This is a genomic window from Peribacillus sp. FSL K6-5616 (assembly GCF_038008245.1).
Lineage (GTDB): Bacteria > Bacillota > Bacilli > Bacillales > DSM-1321 > Peribacillus > Peribacillus frigoritolerans.
This window is the reverse complement of sequence record NZ_JBBOYT010000001.1, coordinates 4,033,276-4,053,562: the sequence shown is the minus strand read 5'-3', so window position 1 is coordinate 4,053,562 and position 20,287 is coordinate 4,033,276. Positions and strand designations below refer to the sequence as shown.

Genomic DNA, 20,287 nt, shown 5'->3' with positions numbered 1-20,287 from the left:
TGGGGTCAGGAGGATTAATATGAAAGTCTTTGTATGCATGAATTCAATACCGGCCGAAAGGCTTCAAGCGCTCGGACATCTTGAAATCATAAAACTCGTAGCAGCCGCTGGAGCTGATGGAATCGAAATCAGAAAGGAATTGTTGACGCCGGATGATTCTCTGGAAGAATTGGGTGCCTTATGCAGGGAACTTAACTTGGCCATTTATTATTCCGCTCCTGATTTCCTGATCGGTTCAAACCATCAAATGAATGAAATAGGTTTTAAATGCTTGGCAAGGGAAGCGGATGAATTGGGAGCGGAATTGCTGAAGATGCCTCTAGGAAACTACGATTTTTTTGAAACAGATATGTTTCGAATGAATGAAGCCTTGGTGGAAAATCTGCAAAACCGTGAAATGAAAATCACCATCGAGAACGATCAGACGCTTGGCGGTGGAAATGTAAATCGGATCGCTCATTTCCTGAGTTGCTCCGAAAAGTTCGATATCCCGATTAGACTGACATTTGATACGGGCAATTGGCTGTATACAGAAGAAGTTCCAATGGAAGCTGCGAAGGATTTAGCGGGATATGTGGACTATATTCATTTGAAGCAAGTGAAGCGCGAGAAAGAGGGTTGGGTGACTGAGCCGGTATCGATGCCGCTGCTGCCTGAGGTAATGGAGTTATTGGAAAAGTTTAATGGCGCTTGTCCGGTAGCGATTGAGTTCCCGGTAACATTGGAAAATGCAGCGACTTATATTTCACTTATGAAAATGGAACAGGAGGTCAGCCATGAAGGAGCTTAAAGTACTGACGATGGGAGAGGCAATGGCGATGTTCATTGCTGAGGATTCGGGCAGCCTCGATGATTGCATGCGTTATAAGCGTTATGTGGCAGGGGCCGAAACCAATGTGGCAATCGGCCTGTCAAGGTTAGGGATTAAAACTGCATGGATGAGCAAGGTGGGGGATGATTCGTTCGGGCGCATGGTTATGAAAACGCTCACAAATGAGGGGGTGGATGTCTCCAATGTTTTGATGGATCCACTCAATCCAACTGGGTTCCAGTTAAAATCCAAAGTCGAACAAGGAGATCCGGTCGTTGAATACTTTAGGAAGAATTCAAGCGCCAGCAAGATTTCCCTGGAGGACTTTCCCTTGGAGAAACTCCCTTCAACACAGCACCTGCATTTAACGGGGATACCTCCTGCCATTTCCGGCAGTTTCAGAGAGCTGTCATGGCAAGTCTTGAAGCATCTGAAACAAAAGGGTGTAACCGTTTCATTCGATCCAAATCTGCGTCCATCACTCTGGCCGAATGAAAGGGAGATGATCAGCATCGTCAATATGTTTGCGGAAGAGGCGGATTGGCTGCTTCCTGGAATACAGGAAGGTGAAATTCTTACAGGATACAGCAACAAGGAGGATATCGCCAGTTACTACCTCGAACTCGGTGTTAAGCTTGTGGTGATTAAACTCGGGGAAGAAGGGGCCTACTTTGTAACCCAAAATGAAAGGAAGGAGGTACCTGGTTTTACCGTAACGGAAGTCGTGGATACCGTAGGGGCAGGAGACGGGTTTGCTGTCGGGGTAATCAGCGCTTTACTGGAAGGGGCATCGAATGAAGAAGCAGTTTTACGCGGAAATGCGATAGGGGCCAAGGCCGTGATGTCTTCCGGAGATCACGATGGCCTTCCTAATATGGAAGAGCTAGAACACTTTATGAAAAAAGGAGTGCTTCAATCATGTCTCAATTACAAGTAGCTTCGAGAAAAAGGTGGATGAGATTGATCCCCTTAGTGTTCATCACATACAGTCTCGCCTATCTCGACCGTGCCAACTATGGGTTTGGCGTAGCGGGAGGAATGGGGGAAGACCTTAATATCACAGCGGGGGTATCCTCCTTTCTGGCCGCGCTGTTTTTCCTTGGTTATTTCTTCTTTCAAGTTCCAGGTGCACATTACGCAGAAAAGAAAAGTGCCAAAATCCTGATTTTTTGGAGCTTGATTCTCTGGGGAGGACTGGCGACATTGACGGGGATGGCGACAAGTGTGGCATGGCTCTATCCGATTCGCTTCTTGCTTGGTGTTGTTGAAAGCGCTGTTATGCCCGCGATGCTCGTTTTCCTAAGCCATTGGTTTCTAAAAGAAGAACGCTCCCGGGCCAACACCTTTTTGATTCTGGGTAATCCAGTTACTGTATTGTGGATGTCGATCCTTTCCGGCTACCTATTGAAGGCATTCGACTGGAGATGGCTGTTCATCATTGAAGGACTTCCGGCTGTCCTTTGGGCGTTTATCTGGTATAAGCTCGTCAATGACCGTCCCAAAGATGCCAAGTGGCTTACAGATCAGGAAAAGCTAGATATGGAAGCGACCCTCCAGAAAGAACAGGCTGCATTAAAACCTGTTAAAAATTATAGGGAAGCTTTTAAGTCAAAGCAGGTCATCGTGCTCAGTATCCAATACTTCATGTGGAGCATCGGGGTTTATGGGTTCGTCATGTGGCTGCCGTCCATTATTAAACAAGCGTCGAGCATGGATATAGTGGCAACGGGCTGGCTTTCATCCGGACCTTATTTATTAGCGGTCATTTCGATGCTGGCACTATCCTATTTTTCGGATAAAACATTAAATCGAAAAACGTTCGTTTGGACATCGCTGCTTGTGGGGGCAATCGCATTCTTCGGGTCCTTCATGCTCGGCACATCGAATTTCTGGCTTTCATATGCCCTGTTGGTTATTGCAGGTGGTGCGATGTATGCACCGTATGGACCGTTCTTTGCCATCATTCCTGAAATCCTCCCAAGGAATGTGGCTGGCGGGGCAATGGCCTTGATTAATAGTATGGGGGCGCTTGGCTCATTTGTAGGTGCCTATTTCGTCGGATATTTAAACGGATTGACCGGCGGGCCCGGAGCATCCTATATTTTCATGGCGGGATCTTTATTGATTTCAGCGTTACTCACATTGATGGTTAAAAAGCCTGCGGTTACGTCAGTCAAGCAAATGGAGGCGGTTTCGTCATGAAAATTCAGCTGGCGTTGGATCGCATGAATATGGAGGAAGCCATTGAAATGGCACGAAGCGTGGAAGCCTCGATTGATTGGATTGAGGTGGGGACTTCCCTGATTAAAGAATTCGGAGTGAATAGCATCAAAGAAATGAAAAATCACTTTCCGGATAAAAAAATCGTTGCCGACATGAAGACGATGGACAATGCGGTTTATGAAATGGATCTTTGCTTTCAAAGCGGGGCTGATGTAGCTACGGTAATGGGGGCTGCTTCAGATGTAACCATTCAAAAATGCCTGGAAAAAGCGTGTGAATACAAGGGGCAGATCATGATTGATTTATTGAATGTATCCGATACCCGGCTTGAGCAATTACGGATTTACCGTCAGGCGATATTCTGTGAGCATGTAAGCAAGGACAGCCAGGAAAATTCGGGTCATGCCATGATCAATATGAGAAATCATGCTGGATCCATGAGGGCTGCAGCAGGAGGGATCGCTCTTTCGTCCTTGCCTGTAATGGTCAGGAAGGGACTGGATGTCATCATCATTGGCTCGGCGATTACAAAAGCAAAGGATCCAGCAGAAGCTGCCCGTCTATTTAAGGAAACGGTGAATGGGAAGAAAGGTGTGAAGGAAGTTTGAAGATGGAAATTGGGGTTATTTTAGAAGAAATGAACGGTGTATTTCACAAAATGGACGAAGGGGTAACGGATGCGCTCCTAAAACATTTACGGTCCGACACCAGGATCTTCATCGTGGGTGAAGGCAGATCGGGCTTCATGGCCAAAGCCTTTGCGATGAGATTGATGCACCTTGGCTTAAGCGTCTATGCAGTCGGGGAAACGATTACTCCTTCTATTTCGAAAGGCGATCTGATCATAGCCATTAGCGGGAGCGGCTCGACCAAAAGTGTGATATCCGTTGCAGCAAAAGGCAGGGAAGTGGGCTGCAAGGTGTTTTCGATCACGACGAATGACCAATCGGAATTAGCGAATGTCTCTCATGAGGTCTTGGTCATACCGGCAGCAACGAAGAATCGCTTGGAACATGAAACGAAAAGCATCCAGCCGTTAAGTTCTTTGTTTGATCAATGTGTACATGTTTTATGTGATGCAGTATGCTTGGACTATTCATTAAGGGAGTCCATTAGCCACGAGCTTACTTATTCCAAACATAGTAATGTAGAGTGAAATATGGCGGGACCCCTTCAGCGGGTTCCCGCCTTTTTTTGATATGAAAAATGCCCTTACTCCCAAACGGGAATAAAGGGCATGCACCGTGAACATGTCACGGTGATAATGAATTAATAAGCCAGGCTGAATAGGGCTTTGATGTGTGATAGGTAGCGAACATTACTTGCTTCTTTCATCAATGTAGCCGGCAGGCCTTTAAGGGACGTGTTATTGGCCCCAACGGTTGCCACTGCATCCTTACGGCCAAGGCTCGCAAGTGTACCTGAGTTTACAGGTGAGAATACTTCAAGTTTCTTGCCTTCAAAGGCTGCATATAGGTTGTATCCAACAAGCTCACCCATTTGCCAAGCATTTTGTGCAGTAGGAGCATATGGACGGCCGCCTTCTGGAGGGAACGCAACGGCACTGTCGCCGACAACGAATACGTCTTTATGGGATTTGGATTGCAAATACTCATTGACGGTTGCTTTGCCGCGATCCACTTCAAGGCCTGATTCGCCTACGATAGGAAGAGCCGCAACTCCGCCTGTCCAAACAAGCGTATTGGCCGTTATCGTTTGTCCATCTTTCAATTCGATTCGATTTCCTTTAACACCCGTTACAGGCAGACCTGTCAAGAATTCAACGCCGCGTGCTTCCAAGCTTGTCATGGCACGTTCGATTAAGTGATCAGGCAGGACCGGAAGGATTTTTGGACCAGCTTCCACAAGCTTGATTTTCAAGTCCTTGAAGTCCACTCCGAACTTTTTGGCGATTTTAGGGAAATGGTCCACGATTTCACCGATTAACTCAACGCCCGTCAATCCGCCGCCGCCGATCACGATGGTTGCGTCCGCTTCATTATTCGTTTGAGAATATTCGCGGATGCGATCTTCGATATGTTTGTAAATCTTGTTAGCATCATTTACGGATTTCAAGACCATGCTGTTTTCCTCAAGTCCCGGAATGCCGAAGAATCCTGTTTGGCTTCCCAAAGCAACAACCAGGGCATCATAAGATAATGTGGAACCATTGGCAAGTTTCACTTCTTTATTATCAACCGAGAATGACTCCACTTTGGAAATGACAAGGTCGATATCTTTTCCTTTGAAAAGCTTTTCCAACGGAATGGAAACGGCTTGTTCAGAAATGGATCCGCCTGCAAGACGGTGCAATTCGGTGATGATTTGGTGCGTTGGAAATTGGTTCACCACCGTAACCTGCACTTCATCTTTATTGTAATATTCACGTACGGATAAAGCAGATAGTAATCCTGCGTAACCTGCACCTAAGATGACGATTTGTTTTGACATAGTTAATCCCCCGTCCTTACTGATTGAAAGTTTATCAAATTATTTTTGGTTTTTACGTTCTGCAGAGACTTCAAGAAAAGCTTGGGCGAAACGGAAAAGCTTTTGTGCTTCCGGATCTTTCATCATCCTTAACAGACCAAAAAGACCGATCACATCATTATTCGCTTCTGCACGATCCTTAGCTTCGATGGCATTTGCTGCAAGTCCTTTCACTGAATGGACCACAGGTGTCGCGATCTCCGAAATGGCGCTGACCGTATCATTTTTCAACACATCATCAGTCGCAACCGATTGAGCGAAATCATAAGACTTTGTTAAAATATTCACTAACTCAGTTAGTTTTGGTAACTGCTCGACTAAAGTGTTCAATGATTCCTGAACCTCAGGCTTCAATAATTGGTCCAGTACATCTAATTGTTTTTGGCGGGCATTAAGTTGTTCAGTTTGTGATTGGGTAATCGTTTCTGACATATCCAATTCTCCTTTGCAATAAGCATTTTGTTGATGTAATAAGAAAAACTTGTAAAATATTACACAATGTGAGACAAGAAAAAATACTAACAAAAATGTAATAAAAGCTAAACTATAGTATATCCCTTTAGTGGCTTGAAAACAGCTGATTTTTTAAAAAAGATTCATAAAATCATCTTTTCCTGCTTATTTGAAGTACAGATTTTAACGAAAATTACCTGTTTTTTCCTAAAGTGCACTTTAAGAGGGTGTCTGCCATCGACGCCTTTCATACATATTTCCATCTTGATTTGCCATCCTAAATGATGGAGGTGAATAAATGTGACTGATTCAGAATCTAAACTTACAGAAGAGAATAATGATAAGAAGCTTCATAAACTGGTTGGCAGTATGGAATATACTAAAGCGCAACTAATGGAAGGTATGAATGGAATTTCTGAAGTTTACCTCAAAAACAGCGAGGAAGGCACATCGGAAACACCTGATAAATAATATTGTTGTGTAAGCATAGCCAAACAGTTATGCTTACTTATTTTTGTAATAAATCGACTCTTCATTCTCAAACTGGAGTTATTTCAATATTCTAAAAATGGCCTTGACTTTATCATGAATTGACGTAAGATAAGGTATATAGCCATGGTGTAAACAGGTAGTTTTCTACTCTGCCATCGCCTAAAATGGACTCGGTGACTTAAAAAGATGAATCTATAAATAACTGTCGAATCTAATAGACTTCGCTGGCCAGCGAAGCTAATCCTAGATCAAAAACCAGTTATATCAATTATTTCTTATTGATATGACTGGTTTTTTTTATTTCATCATTCACCTTGTCCCGTTTTTGGCCTGAGAAAATCCAGCGGCTGGCTGCTACTCATTCACACAGTTGTATTTAGCGATGCAAATGGCGCGAGAGAATGTCAAAAGGTAAAAAGTATCTTAAATCTTGTAGCAGGGGTGGGAATTATATGATAGGTACGAAGCAAACTAGGCTCGCAATTGATGTAGGCGGAACATTTACGGATGTTTTCGTTTTTGATGAAAGCACGAAGGAAATTTCGATCACGAAAACGTCGTCGACTCCTCTGAATCCAGAGGTCGGTATTTTGGATGGAATTGCGAAAGCGGAAATCGATTGTGAAAATATTAAAGTTTTTTCCCATGGGACAACAGTGGGCACCAATGCCTTGATTGAAAGGAAGTTGCCAAAGACAGCATTGATCACATCCGCTGGATTTCGGGATGTATCGGAAATCCGCCGAGGAACCAAGCTTGAGTTATGGGATACATATGATGATGTAGCCAAACCGTACATTCAAGGAAGAGACCGTTTTGAAGTGGAAGAGCGCATCGATTTTGCAGGGAATGTCTTGACGGAAATCAATGAAGAGGAAGTACGGTCACTGGCAAGGAAATTAAAACGACGCGGTACCGAATCTATTGCGGTTTGCTTCATGAACTCGTATGTAAATGGAAGCAATGAGGCGAAAGTGAAACGAATCATCCAGGAGGAATTCCCGGATGTCTATATATGCATTTCAAGTGAAGTCCTTCCTGAGATTTTTGAGCATGAGCGCATGAGTACGACGATTGTCAATGCCGTTTTAGGACCGACTGTCAGCAACTATATTAAAACCCTTGAAGGTGAAATGAATAAACGGGGATATGAAGATGACATATTAGTGCTTCACTCAGGCGGAGGGGTGATGACATCCCAAACCGTTCCTCGTTATGCGGCAAGGCTTGCAAGCTCCGGAATCGCTGCAGGTGCGATTGCCAGTAAACATATCGCCCAGCTTTGCGGCTTTAATAATGCCATTGGTCTGGATATGGGAGGAACAAGCACTGATATTTCCTTGATGCATGAAGGGGATTTGCGGATTACTAAAGATTGGTATATCGAGTATGGATATCCGATTGGGTTCCCAAGTATCGAGATCTTGACGATAGGAGCAGGAGGCGGAAGCTTAGCTTGGGTGGATGAAGGCGGTTCTTTACGCAATGGCCCTCAAAGTGCAGGCGCGGTTCCTGGACCTGCTTGCTATAGCAGGGGCGGCGTGGAACCGACCAATTCCGATGCCAATATTGTTTTGGGACGACTTGGCACAAAGCTATTGGATGGACAAATGGAACTGGATAAACAAAAAGCGATTGAAGCCGTGGATAAGATCGCCAAGAAATTCAATTATACGATTGAAGAAGCGGCGAATGCTATCACACGTGTGGCCAATGCCAATATGTGTGATGCGTTAAGGCTGATTTCAGTCAGAAGGGGATACGACCCCCGCGACTTTGCACTTGTGGCTTTCGGTGGGGCTGGACCCTTGCATGGGGCATACTTGGCCAAGGAAATGGAAATCCCAACAGTCATCATCCCGCCGCATCCCGGTGTAGCCGCGGCAATGGGATGCCTGCTGGTAGATGTTCGTCATGATATATCCAAAACCTATGTAAAAAACGTCAAGGATGTATCGGTAAAGGATTTAGAGAAAGAATTCATCGGAATGGAAAAAGAGGCCGCTAAATTATTGCAGGAAGAAGGGGTCGCTAAAGAAGCTTCCACATTGATGCGCTATATTGACATGAGGTATATGGGACAGTGGCGTTCATTGGCGATAGAAGTCGATTGCCCGATTTCTTCATTGGAAGAGACCCTTGACCGTTTCCATAAAGAGCATGAGCGCGAATTTTCATTCTCCGATAAAGAACAGGCCGTGGAAATCTACGGGCTGCTCGTTACCGCTATCGGAACTGTGCCAAAACCTGAATTTCCGACTTATGAACCTGGGGGGACACTTGCTGATGCCTTGAAGGAAACGCGTGATGTCTATTTTGAAGAGGAAGGGTATGTGAATACGAACGTGTATAACCGGGAACTCATTCCGGCCTTCTCTGAAATAACGGGACCTGCCATCATAGATCAGCTTGATACAACGACTGTCATTCCACCAAATTTCAGGGCTAAAGTTGATAAATACAGAAACTTGATTCTTTCCCAAAATAAATAAAAAGAGGTGGATTTCATTGTCGAATAAACAATTGATTGACCAATCTGGAGTTGGAACAGGTTTAGATCCGGTGGCATTTGAAGTGATAAAAAATGGCTTCGTTAACCTTGTAGATCAGATGGCTGAACAAATCCTTCGTACATGCTATTCCTTCGTCATTTATAATCGGGATTTCAGCTGTGCGCTTTGTGATGCAGAAGGAAATACAGTCATGCAAGGAACGCAGGATATTTCGGTCCATGTAGGCACACTGCATCTAACGGCAAAGGCGGTGCTAGAGGACTTCGAGGGTGATATCCATCCTGGGGACGTATTCTTGGTCAATGATCCGTATCGGGGCGGTACTCATTTCAATGACACCCGGGTTCTCTTGCCTGTTTTTCATGAGAACAAGCTCATTGCGTTCATGCAGACGAACGGACACTGGGCCGACATGGGTGGCTCGACACCCGGCTCCTTTGATATCAATGCCAAGGAACATTTCGGCGAGGGAGTAAGGATTCCGCCGCTCAGGATATATAGTAAAGGAACATTTTTAAAAGATGTGGTCAATGTGCTCGTTTCGAACATGCGCGTTCCTGAAGAACGTGTCGGCGATCTGCGTGCTCAAGTGGAAGCGGCCAAAGTAGGCGAGCGCCAGTTGTTTGCCATCATCGAGAAGTATGGAATCGATACGACTTTGTCTGCCTTTGCGGAAGTGCAGAATTATGTGGAGCGTTTGGCAAGGGCCAAGGTTGCAGCTTTACCGAATGGAACATGGGAGACCGTTGATTATATTGATATGGACCCGGAAGCCGGAGACGGTCTGATCCCGATCCGGGTTAAGATGACAATCACGGAAGACGAGATCCTTTATGATCTTTCTGGATCGCATTCTTATATCGGCTGCTTTTTGAATGCTGGTTTCGGAGCTTCTTTATCAGCGGCATACTCAGGAACCAAGACATTCTTTCCTGAAATACCCCTGAACTCCGGTTTTTACAGAGTGGTGAAGATCGAATTGCCGGAAAACTCCGTCGTCAATGCCCCGGCACCGATTGCCGTAACCGGTTTTTGTTCAGGGGCCTATGAAAAAATCATGAGTGCGTGCTTCGAACTCTGGTCCAACATCATGCCGGAAAGAGCGATAGCATGCTCATTTAACCTGGAGTATTTACTGATCGGCGGTTGGGACCAACGCCAGGAGCAGGATAAATACTTCATGTGGTACGACTGGATGGCAGGCGGACATGGAGGCCGCTATGATCGGGACGGTGTGAACGCCACTTCGCCAACATTCGGTTTGGGGCTCAGCGTACAGCCTTGCGAAGGGCAAGAAAGATTGTCGCCTGTCGTGACGATGAAGCATGAAATCATTACCGACTCTGCCGGGCCGGGTAAATACCGCGGCGGGTGCGGTGTAGAAAAGGGCGGTACACTAACAAATGTCAAAAACGCCGTTATGTCCTATTGCTGTGACCGTTCCCGTTCAATAACATGGGGAATTTTTGGAGGGCTTCCTTCATCCCCGCATGGAGCATGGCTTAATCCGGGCAAGGAAGATGAACGATATTTAGGTGCGATTTTCTCAAATGTAAAAGTACAGCAAGGAGATTCCTTTGTACGCCCATCAGCTGGGGGAGGGGGACTGGGAGATCCGCTTGAAAGAAGTCCCGAAGCTGTTTTGGAAGATGTTATCGATGAATATGTTTCAATCGAGCGGGCTAAAAAAGATTATGGAGTCGTGATCAAGGAAATCGATAAAGATCTTGATTTATTCGAAATAGATTTGGAAGCAACGGAACAAGCTAGGTCTTATATCAGGAACAATCGCAAACAATGGCTTGAGGAAAACATCCAAAGCGTGGAAGATAAATTCGCCAATGGTGAGCTGGATAGTCTCGATGTCATTCGCCAGTATGGTGTCATCATCGATTATGCAACGAATAAAGCCCTGCCGGAATCAACAAAACAGTTCCGTGCATCCATGAAAACCCGTTCATTGGCTTATTGGAAATAACGTGAAACAGGTTCCGAATTCACTCGGAACCCCAGACTGCAGATCAAACTCGAAGAATAGTGAGTTTGGTCTGCATTTTTTAGTTGAAAAACGTTCCAGATGATTGGAATGGAAGGTTCTAGACTCCTGCGGCAAAGCGCGTCTAAAGGAGGCTCCACGACCGCCTCTGGATAAGTGAGTGCCTGGAGCGGTAATCAATATCCCTATCGTATCATTCCTTAATGGAAGCCCATCAATTCCTTCACATGTTCACAATTAGCTTGTGAAGTGAGCATTTCCAAGAGCGTAAAGGCAACATCGAAAGCTGTGGATGGATTGTAGGATGTAATGATATTGTCCGTGACGACAATCGGTTCGTTCACGACAATCGCACCAAAATCTTTTAGCTGCCCCTGTCTCTTACTGGTTGGATGGTTGTATGTTGTGGCTTTTCTTCCATTCAATATTCCGCTTTTTCCTAGTGGGAGGGAGCCTACACAAATGGTGGCGATGATTTTGTTCTTATTATGAAAATGCTTGATTACATCAAGAAACCTCTGATCATAGGCATCTTCATAGAAACCGGCTTCTTCAAAGCCTCCTGGAATGGCCAAAGCATCGTAGTCATCAAGGTTCACTTGATCGAGGGTCAGTTCGGGCTGCACGATGAAATTCCAGGTGCATTTCAATCGTTCGTGAAGTCCCACCGTAACCAGGTCAGTGGTGCCATCACCCTCTAATTTATTCCACCCCAATACATCTGTAAACACACTTGCTTCAACCGCTTCGAATCCATTGGATAGCAGCATCAATACTTTTTTCATAACAGCATCCCCTTATTTATATTTGAATTAATTATATAAAAAGCAAATTCCCTAATACATACGATTAATTACGTATTCATCACATTTCTTTTTATTTTATAATGTATTTGAAAGGATTCTGTTAATAATAAAAAGTGGGGGCGATTGAGTCGGATCGAACGGATAAAAAAATACTTTCCTTGCTGGAGAATAATGGGCGCATGTCCATGAAAGAACTGGCACAAGAAGTGTCCTTAACGGCTCCAGCAACGAAAGAACGTGTGAAAAAATTAGAGGAAAGCGGAGTGATAAAGGGATATAAAACGGAAATATCACTTGAAAAACTTGATAGGAGCATTACGGCATTCATATTATTCGAAACGGATAGATGCAAGGATTTTTATCAATTTAGCTTGAGCCATCCGGAGGTTCTGGAATGCCACCGGTTAGCCGGTCAATACAGTTATCTTATTAAAATAAGTACATATTCGATGGAAACGCTGGAAGACTTCGTCGATGAAGCCATTAAATACGGGAAATCTTCCACTCATCTGATCTTTTCTTCCGCATCGAAAAAGTTTTTTCAGGAGGAGATTTAACCGGCTTCAACACATTTACTTTCCTTCTCTTTAATATATGAGCGATTAGCAGGAAATAACTCCACCAATATAGAAAGTAAATAGTAACAAAAATCACAGTTGATGTTCAAAAAGGGAGTGGAGAAGAGTGAGTTTTGTTTATGATGAAGATAAAATAATGGAATTCCTTTTGCAGAATAAGAGTGAGTTTGAAGAATATCTTTTATCAGCAGCGGTCAATGTCAGGGATAAAATCGAAGAAATCCTCCTGATTGGAAATGTCGATCTTTTGAATAATGCACATAAGCTCGTCCGTTATATAGTGGAGCAGAATGAAACGGATTTGATTGCCTTTGCCGAACAAGAAGGAGTTACGTGGGCAACCCACTCCATGACGCTTTCATTCAAGCTGGAGTGGATTCAGGCCCTCCGCAGAACGCTTTGGACCTTTCTTTATAAGTTCGAACAAGAAAAGAAAGCGTTTATTGAGGATTCCAAGGTCTTTTTTGATTTAGAGAAAATAGTGAATGAAAAGGTTGATGAATTTCTTAAATCCTTTTTCGTAAGTTACTCCGATTACAAAGACAAATTGATTCTCGCACAGCAAAACTTGGTGGAAAATCTATCCGTCCCGATCATTCCCATCACTTCCACCACCTGTGTCCTTCCGTTAATTGGGACAATCGATTATTCACGGATACAGATAATCGAAGAAAAGGTATTGATGGAGATAGGCAAACTGCGGATACAGACCTTGATCTTGGATTTGTCCGGTATCATCGAAATCGAAGTTGAAATGATCACTGATTTGATGAAAATCCTCGATGGAACGGCAATGATGGGGTGTAAAGCTGTTGTGACTGGATTACGCCCAGAGGTTGTTACGAAAATGATCCGTTCAGGGATTCAGCTCGATAATAAAGCAGAAACAAAGGGTACGCTGCAGCAGGCATTGAAGGACTATCTTGTAGGCACCTAAATCGTGAAGTGGGAGTCGCCATGTTTTGGTGACTTTTTTTTGTAGGTAATTTGGAATATAAAGGAATATTTTTTTGCGATTTTATCCTGTCAAAATAAGTAAATGGAATGGGGAAGGGATGCTCCGGACAGAACCGAATCTTCGCACCCTTTCCGCCGACTGTCGCGAATTACTTCAGGTCCAACCTTCCAGAGGTTTCACTTCAGCAAGGAATAGACATATGTATCATGAGGAATCCCGTTTTGGTAAATATAACTCCTTAATACTCCTTCCTGGATGAAACCCAGCTTAAGCAAGAGCTCACTTGATGGCTGATTTTCCAGAAAAACGACCGCGCCGATACGGGTTAAATCAAGGTCCGTGAAACCGTAGGCGATTGCTTCCTTAAGCGCTTCTGACGCAAATCCTTTGCGCCAATGTGCTGGATGGATTTCATAACCGATTTCCGCCCGCCTGTATTTGGGACTGTGGGCATGAAAACCGATGGTGCCAATCAATTCCTGTGTATCTTTTCTTTCAATTCCCCATCGAACGGCTCGTTTTTCATGATAGTTTTTCGCAAAGGCTGCTACAATATCCTTGGCCTGTCCGACATTCTCCAATGAATCCTGTCCATAAAAGCGGGTGACTTCATCTTTTGATAAGCATTGGAAAAGAGCTTCCGCATCACTTTCACGAATTTCCCGTAAGCGTAACCTTTCCGTGTTCAATTCAGGAAACATTTTTTTCCCTCCTCATAAATCAGTTTTCTATCTATTCGGTCCCCACAAAGGTTTTTCCTTTATTATGAAGTGCTTATTTTGCCGGTATTTTCGGTGGTAATCGGACAAGCTAACATTAGTTCAATTTAAAGGGGAGATAGATCATGGGAAAAAAACATCGCAACCGCATCGCTTCACCAAAAAAGAATAACCATATACCGAAAGCGGATATCATTGCAGAACATGAAGCACACGGTAAGGAATATTCTGCAAATAAACGAAAGAACGGTCCTGGTTCCAATACAGATTGAGTAAACGTGGTGACCGCTCCTGCCTTTAATGGGCAGGGCGGTCTTTTGTGTTTCTTGCCATCAAAGGGTCCATCCTATATCTTAAAGAATGAAGAAGCATTGAAGGGAGTTAGGATGATGAAAGCACTTGTCTTTGATGATTTCGGCGGTCCGGAAGTTCTGTCTGTAAGGGAAATTGCAGAACCTGAACGTTCAAAATCAGCCGTGATCGTTCGAATGAAAGCAATTGGACTGAATTTTGCTGATGTATATAGAAGGAAAGGGAATTATCATTTGGTGGGTGATCCCCCCTTCATTCTAGGGTATGAAGGGGCAGGGGTCATCGAATATGCCGGGGAAGATGTCCATCATGTGAAAGCAGGAGACCGTGTCGGGTTCGCTGATGTTCCCCATGCCAATGCGGAGCTGGTTTCAGTTCCAGCTGATAAGCTGTTGCCTCTGCCTGAGGGCATTTCCTTTGAAACGGCCGCTTCCGTTTTACTTCAAGGATTGACTGCCCAATATTTAACGCATGACAGCCATCCGGTTAAAGAAGGGGAAACCATTCTGGTCCATGCCGCTGCAGGCGGAGTCGGTCAATTACTGACACAGATGATCAGGATGAAGGGCGGTCAGGTCATTGGCTTGACCTCAACAAATGATAAAGCGGCTGTTGCCAAACAAATGGGTGCGGATCATGTTTTCCTTTACAGATCGGACTGGGTGGATTCCATTAAGGATGTTACCGGTGGTAAAGGCGTTGATGTCGTTTATGAATCAGTAGGCCAAACCTTGATGGATAGTTTCCGTGCGACCAAGACTGGAGGAACTGTCGTATTCTTTGGGATGGCAGGCGGTGATCCAGAGAAAATCGATCCCAGAATGCTAATGGATACATCCAAGGCATTGATAGGCGGAGACCTTTGGAACGTCCTGACTACCCATGAAGAACGGACAAGAAGGACAGCAGAGCTGTTCCAATGGATTCTGTCAGGGGAAATCCACATCAAAGAACCGACTCTTTTTTCGTTGGAAAATGGGGCGGATGCACATCGGCTTCTTGAGAGCCGGAAAAGTTCGGGGAAACTATTATTAATACCATAGCAAATCATGAGGGCTTTCCATTCTAAATGGGGGCCTGTTTTTTTTGTCTGCTGAGATTCAACCCCTTATTCATACTGATGATTAAAACCTTTTTAAGTTCCTTTATATAAACCCATGCTTAGACCCTTGGAATAACTCCATAATAAATGCCCCTGCCCTTACAGGTGTTATGGCCTGCCGTCAAAACAACTTGCTGCCCAAGTCCCCTTATCCACAAGAGCCATATGCAACACACGAATTCAGAGGAGAAATCCACAGTGCGCCAATCACCAAACCACAATCGTCATTCTGCAATTCACAGTCGGCATTTGTTACAAGCAAAAAAAAGAGAACGGATCCGTTCTCTTGGAAAACATATTAAAACCGTGTGATTTTAAGAGGAAATGGTGAGAACATCGAGACGCTCCTTTTGGATTGCGAAATAGGATTGGAGGGTTTCCTTTTTCTTTGTGAGAGGGAAGTACCTGACGTCCGGGGCCACTGCATGATTGCCGAATTGGAGAAGCAAGGTCAACAGCCTGTCCAACTGACCATATGTATCGTTTCTAATGCGGGCCATATATTCGGCCGCGACCCGTTTATCATCGGTACTTTTCCTTTTTCCTTCCGCCCGGAATTCATCGGTCACTGTCTTTACACGGGAAATGAGCCATGTTTCGCACCAGTCGTTCAGCACATGGCGGATGAAGTCCGCTTGATGGTATTTACGGAGAATGGGCTCGATGTGTTCATCCATTTCCAAATCATTCACTTCCCGGCGGAGAGCTTTCTCGGAGATGTTTCTATGAAAATGGTCGCGTTCAAGCAGACTTTTGATGGATTCTGCCTGGTGGGCATACTTGACCATTTGTTCCAATGCTTCATTGTACATGATTTTGCTTAAATAAGCAGAGGCTTGTTTTGGGGCATGAAGCAACTGCTTATTGGCGGGGAGAGCCTGGCCAAATTTCTTAAGGGAATGAGAATAGATGAAACGGGCTAACTTCTGCAGTTCCTTTTGGATATCATGGGAGATGTTCGTCGCTTCTTGCAGAAATGAACGGAAAATATATTTGCCGACCCGTTCCAATTCCCTGCATACAGAATCATTGATATGCCCAAGGTAGCCAGAGTTAAAAATCGTTCTCCGCAACAATGTCCGTTCCGACCTATTTTCCTTATACTCCTCCAAGACGCCTTCGGTAAAGGTGAATACCAGAACTTCTTTTTTTGAAAAAGCCCTGCTCGCAAAAGAAATCGTCACGATATGGCCTAAAGCGTCATGGATTGCAGCGACTGCATCCAATAAGCGCTGCCTTGTGAATGGCGAGCTGGAATCAGGAACGATTTCATGATAATCGAACAGTACTTCTTCAGACTTCAAAACGGACATTCGGAAGGCACCCATAAGCAGCAGCCGTTTTCCATGAATCGTTAAGGCTTTGAAAGCAGCGCTATAAAAGAAACGGTACTTTTTGCAATAACGGTCCGTCTTCCTGTTATAGCCAAGATTACTTGCAGGACCAAGGTTAAACTTGTACAAAACATCTTCACCTTGATGAACAGGCACAAACACTTTTTTTAGTGATCCTTGTGGTGCGGTGAATTTATGGATGATCTGCCTTAAGTACTTTTCTGTCGTTCCGACTCCCCGGGCCATCATATGAAGCGGGCTCTGAATGACCCCGTCCCAATCACTGTGGAGCAAGGCGTACAAACACGTATCGAATTCAGTGGAGGATACATTTCTTAATAGGTATTGGTATGTTTCTTCATAAATCATAAGGCTTCGCCCCTTTGGCATCGATTCTTTTCTAAAGTCTATATAAACATTGAATCGGTAAAAGTAGCATCGTTGGAGCAAATAGTTTTTGACGTAATTTCGCTAGATTTAAAAAATAGTAAATTAGTTGCACAAGAGTGGTAAAATGGGTAAATAGGAACATACATGACAAGGAGAGATTTTTCAAACCATGATACTTTCACTACTCGGTTTCATCTTAAAAGGAATTTTAATGAAAATACCATTTGCCATATTGGGGCTTTCCTTTATTCCGCAGAGATGGACAAACGCCATCACCAAAAAAGATATACCTTTTTTCATAGAACAAGGACTGAGACTTTTAGTTTCTGCTTCCGTATTGTTTTTCGTTATCGATATCATGCTGCTGGATCTTACTGCCGCAGCATTCTTTTCGAGTTTTGCCATTATTCTTGGGTTCATTCTCATCATCGATTCAAGAATGTATATGTACAGTGCCAGTGAATCTTCAAGCACCCGACGGAATCGGAGGGGAAATGATGCGGCAAAGCAGCCAAAAACACCTTGGAACGTACATTTCAACAGTTTGATGGGTGTCGTGTTGATTGCCGCATGGGTCATCATGCTGTTTTACCCGCTCACTTTTGCCGCGGAGCTGCATGGATTGGCGAAGGTCGATAAGAAAAAAGAGCTGGAAGAAGTTCAAGATATAAAAACCATGCCGCTCGTTACAGTGAAAATGGCTGACGCAAAAGGCGATGCGGCAATTAATAAAATAGAAAATGCTTCATATTTCACTGAAGGAGAATACCGTCTGACCAATATCAATGATGAATTGGCTTATACATCACCCATTGAAATGGACGGGTTTTTAAAAGCCGGGAAAGCGGAATACACGCCAGGTTATAATCTGATTTCCGCCGTATCAACGGATAAAGGGGCAAGTACTGTCAAAGGGAAGATGCTGTATGCTCCATCACAGTACCTTGATCATGATTTGGAAAGGACCATCCGCAAGGCATATCCGAATAAAATCATCCATGCTTCATATTTGGAACCGAACGAAGATGGAAAGCCCTTCTTCGTAGCTTCAGTCGGACATTATTTGAAATACCGCAGCGGTCCCGTGGTGGACGGGGTGGTATTGGTGAATCCGGAAACGGGGGACACGAAATACTATCCAAAAGGAAAAGAACCTAAATGGGTAGATCGGACATTCACATTGGAAACAGCCCTGGAATATTGGACTTACTGGGGAAAATATATTCACGGGTGGAAAAACCAGTCCCTGATTGGACCGAAGAAAGATGTCCTGATTCCTAATGAGGATAATATGCAGGTTACGTTTAACGAAAAAGGCCAATTGATTTATGTAGTGGACTTTACCCGGGCTAAATCAAAAGGCAACTCCAAAACCCTTGTAGGTTATGGTGTTTTCAATGCCAAAACCGGTGAAATGACGTACTACAAAGGCGTCACGTCCGTTCTGACCGGAAAGGAAGCAAAATCCAACGCCAATGCGAGTGAGTTTTTGTCCAAATATCCAGGCTGGAAAGCCACTAATGGAATTTTCTATACGATCTACGGTGCTCCCACATATGTGATTCCGGTTACAAAGGGCAGCAAGTTCCAAGGTGTGGCGATCGTTTACGCCAATAGCGATAATCCCCAAGTGGTCTTTGGGAAAACGAAAGACGAAGCTTTCCGCAATTATAAAAAGCTGATTGCCTCATTAGGGAAAGTAAGCGGTGTGACGCCTCAAAAAGGATTTGAGATGAAAGAAATAAAGGGGAAGGTAATGAGGATCAATGATGCCAATCTCTCGAATGGATACGTATTCCATTTAATCGTCGAAGGCAATGCCAAGAGGTTCTCGGTGGACCCAGGTGTCAATGCGCTATCTGATGTGGTGTTGACGAATGTAGGAGACCGGGTTGTGCTGAAGGTGATGGATATGGAAGAAGACATCGTTCCAGTCGATGAATTCACTAATCTGGATTTGCCAAAGAAATGATAATGGACCGTGGACATATACACTTTCCATCTCCAATATAAGCATGAAAAAAAAGCATTGTTATCCACAATGCTTTTTTTCATGTTTTTGAATGATTGTCATGATAAGTCCGATAAATTGAATGAATGGATGGATTCCATATAATATCCCTTTTGAATGACGGCTTTTATGGCAAAGTGCCCATTTAACCGTTTCCGTACGCGGTACAGAAGTGAAGCGATTTCCTCTGCCGTCACAATTTGCTCGGGATCTCCGACTCGCTCTGGCCAGACTTGCTGGACAATTTCTTCCTTTGAAATAAGGTTGTCCAAATTTTCATATAGCAGCTTAAAGCAATTGAATTCCTTGGTCGGCATTTTAATGGGTGCTTCTTCATTGATGATCACGGTCTGAAGGTGCTCATTGATAGCGACGGTTTGCAGGAATTCGGGGTTCACCGGCGTGAAATCCATTGTTAAATCGTTGTCGATGGAGATTATGAATTCAATCAATCCATTGACCAAAGCAATCGAATCCCCCGGTTCAATGTGACATGGATTGCCCGGTACGAGCGGCATCTGGTTCACGGAGGTGCCGTGTTTACTTGCCAAATCCTCAATGAGGAGCTGCCCTTCCTCCATATAAATCCGGCAATGTTCCCTGGAAACAAAGTCATTGTAAAGCCTGAAATCAGCTTTGGAGTGCTGGCTTGCCCGGCCGATCAGCAGGCTATTCCCTTCATATACATAGGCGAATTCCTCGGTTTGGCCTTTGTGCATGGTCCTCAATACAACCTTGAAAGTTTTATAGATCATTCACTTCATACCCCTTAAAAAATCTGAAAATTTAAATTATTTTCATGAATTTATCATTTTGGCTACATGGCTGTTTAGTGGGTTCAATTTTATAATTATAAATTATCAGTCGCTTACTTACTAACGAAAAATGAAAAAAGCCCAAATTAGACACACAGCCATTATAACAAAGAGGAACGAAGGATGAAGAAGAAACTCAATTTTTGCTGATGTTCGCTTTGACTGTGGGAGAAGTGGTTCCTCAAAGCCGGCCAAGCAGCACCGGAAGAAGTTTGCGATGAAAATGTACCTTACGCTTGTGGAAAAGGAGTTGACCAAAGGTGAGTATGTGGAGAGATAGGATA

General features: G+C 44.1%; 19 protein-coding genes. 13 read left to right on the top strand and 6 right to left on the bottom strand.

All coding sequences use genetic code 11. From position 1 onward, the window contains the following. The first annotated feature begins 19 nt into the window (after positions 1-19). From MHB45_RS19610 to hxlB, 5 genes are read left to right on the top strand one after another with little or no spacing between them, the layout of a single operon-like run. Positions 20-790 carry a sugar phosphate isomerase/epimerase family protein gene (locus MHB45_RS19610; RefSeq protein ID WP_072273567.1) on the top strand — a complete coding sequence of 257 codons (771 nt, stop codon included), beginning with the start codon at positions 20-22 and terminating at the stop codon, positions 788-790. Further along, positions 777-1,748 (top strand): sugar kinase, encoded by a 972-nt coding sequence (locus MHB45_RS19605; RefSeq protein ID WP_340908047.1) that lies wholly within the window; start codon positions 777-779, stop codon positions 1,746-1,748. The genes MHB45_RS19610 and MHB45_RS19605 overlap by 14 nt, the downstream gene beginning before the upstream one ends. Then, positions 1,730-3,013, top strand: coding sequence for an MFS transporter (locus tag MHB45_RS19600; protein ID WP_048683980.1), 1,284 nt, complete (start codon positions 1,730-1,732; stop codon positions 3,011-3,013). The genes MHB45_RS19605 and MHB45_RS19600 overlap by 19 nt, the downstream gene beginning before the upstream one ends. Continuing rightward, on the top strand, positions 3,010-3,642 hold the full coding sequence (gene hxlA / locus MHB45_RS19595; RefSeq protein ID WP_048683983.1) for a 3-hexulose-6-phosphate synthase: 633 nt from the start codon (positions 3,010-3,012) through the stop codon (positions 3,640-3,642). Before MHB45_RS19600 ends, hxlA begins: the two co-directional genes overlap by 4 nt. Before the next feature lie 2 nt (positions 3,643-3,644). Next, entirely contained in the window at positions 3,645-4,190 is a 546-nt protein-coding gene (hxlB, locus tag MHB45_RS19590; protein ID WP_048683986.1) for a 6-phospho-3-hexuloisomerase, read from the top strand. Between the two features lie 113 nt (positions 4,191-4,303). Here the strand turns inward: hxlB and MHB45_RS19585 are convergent, their stop codons facing one another. Further along, positions 4,304-5,485: an NAD(P)/FAD-dependent oxidoreductase gene (locus tag MHB45_RS19585; RefSeq protein ID WP_048683989.1), complete on the bottom strand. Its 1,182-nt coding sequence runs from the start codon at positions 5,483-5,485 to the stop codon at positions 4,304-4,306. A gap of 39 nt (positions 5,486-5,524) precedes the next feature. Next, positions 5,525-5,956, bottom strand: a complete 432-nt coding sequence (locus MHB45_RS19580) for a DUF1641 domain-containing protein (RefSeq protein ID WP_048687523.1) — start codon at positions 5,954-5,956, stop codon at positions 5,525-5,527. Between the two features lie 321 nt (positions 5,957-6,277). Between MHB45_RS19580 and MHB45_RS19575 the strand changes: the two genes are divergently transcribed. From MHB45_RS19575 to MHB45_RS19565, 3 genes are all read left to right on the top strand, one after another. Continuing rightward, positions 6,278-6,448, top strand: coding sequence for a hypothetical protein (locus MHB45_RS19575; RefSeq protein ID WP_153246157.1), 171 nt, complete (start codon positions 6,278-6,280; stop codon positions 6,446-6,448). Between the two features lie 473 nt (positions 6,449-6,921). After that, positions 6,922-8,961: a hydantoinase/oxoprolinase family protein gene (locus MHB45_RS19570; RefSeq protein WP_340908046.1), complete on the top strand. Its 2,040-nt coding sequence runs from the start codon at positions 6,922-6,924 to the stop codon at positions 8,959-8,961. Positions 8,962-8,977: 16 nt separating this feature from the next. Continuing rightward, positions 8,978-10,960 carry a hydantoinase B/oxoprolinase family protein gene (locus MHB45_RS19565; protein WP_340908045.1) on the top strand — a complete coding sequence of 661 codons (1,983 nt, stop codon included), beginning with the start codon at positions 8,978-8,980 and terminating at the stop codon, positions 10,958-10,960. Between the two features lie 218 nt (positions 10,961-11,178). Here the strand turns inward: MHB45_RS19565 and MHB45_RS19560 are convergent, their stop codons facing one another. Continuing rightward, positions 11,179-11,763, bottom strand: coding sequence for a DJ-1/PfpI family protein (locus MHB45_RS19560; RefSeq protein ID WP_048687521.1), 585 nt, complete (start codon positions 11,761-11,763; stop codon positions 11,179-11,181). A gap of 134 nt (positions 11,764-11,897) precedes the next feature. On the opposite strand from MHB45_RS19560, the gene MHB45_RS19555 reads away from it, so the two are divergent. Both MHB45_RS19555 and MHB45_RS19550 read left to right on the top strand, forming a co-directional pair. Then, the gene (locus MHB45_RS19555; protein ID WP_226990523.1) at positions 11,898-12,341 is read left to right on the top strand and encodes an Lrp/AsnC family transcriptional regulator; all 444 of its coding nucleotides are present in this window, start codon (positions 11,898-11,900) and stop codon (positions 12,339-12,341) included. 127 nt (positions 12,342-12,468) lie between these two features. After that, positions 12,469-13,299, top strand: a complete 831-nt coding sequence (locus MHB45_RS19550; RefSeq protein WP_105718870.1) for an STAS domain-containing protein — start codon at positions 12,469-12,471, stop codon at positions 13,297-13,299. A 197-nt stretch (positions 13,300-13,496) separates the two neighbouring features. On the opposite strand, the gene MHB45_RS19545 is transcribed toward MHB45_RS19550, so the two are convergent. Continuing rightward, positions 13,497-14,021 carry a GNAT family N-acetyltransferase gene (locus tag MHB45_RS19545; protein WP_048687519.1) on the bottom strand — a complete coding sequence of 175 codons (525 nt, stop codon included), beginning with the start codon at positions 14,019-14,021 and terminating at the stop codon, positions 13,497-13,499. 143 nt (positions 14,022-14,164) lie between these two features. Between MHB45_RS19545 and MHB45_RS19540 the strand changes: the two genes are divergently transcribed. Further along, entirely contained in the window at positions 14,165-14,311 is a 147-nt protein-coding gene (locus MHB45_RS19540) for a hypothetical protein (protein WP_100298038.1), read from the top strand. A 117-nt stretch (positions 14,312-14,428) separates the two neighbouring features. Continuing rightward, positions 14,429-15,394, top strand: coding sequence for a quinone oxidoreductase family protein (locus MHB45_RS19535; protein ID WP_338566430.1), 966 nt, complete (start codon positions 14,429-14,431; stop codon positions 15,392-15,394). A gap of 373 nt (positions 15,395-15,767) precedes the next feature. On the opposite strand, the gene MHB45_RS19530 is transcribed toward MHB45_RS19535, so the two are convergent. Further along, positions 15,768-17,156: a hypothetical protein gene (locus tag MHB45_RS19530; protein WP_338566429.1), complete on the bottom strand. Its 1,389-nt coding sequence runs from the start codon at positions 17,154-17,156 to the stop codon at positions 15,768-15,770. Positions 17,157-17,346: 190 nt separating this feature from the next. Between MHB45_RS19530 and MHB45_RS19525 the strand changes: the two genes are divergently transcribed. After that, complete coding sequence (locus MHB45_RS19525) at positions 17,347-19,149, top strand: hypothetical protein (protein ID WP_338566427.1); 1,803 nt, start codon at positions 17,347-17,349, stop codon at positions 19,147-19,149. A gap of 98 nt (positions 19,150-19,247) precedes the next feature. Here the strand turns inward: MHB45_RS19525 and MHB45_RS19520 are convergent, their stop codons facing one another. Next, complete coding sequence (locus MHB45_RS19520) at positions 19,248-19,943, bottom strand: FHA domain-containing protein (RefSeq protein ID WP_048687515.1); 696 nt, start codon at positions 19,941-19,943, stop codon at positions 19,248-19,250. Positions 19,944-20,287 lie beyond the last annotated feature (344 nt).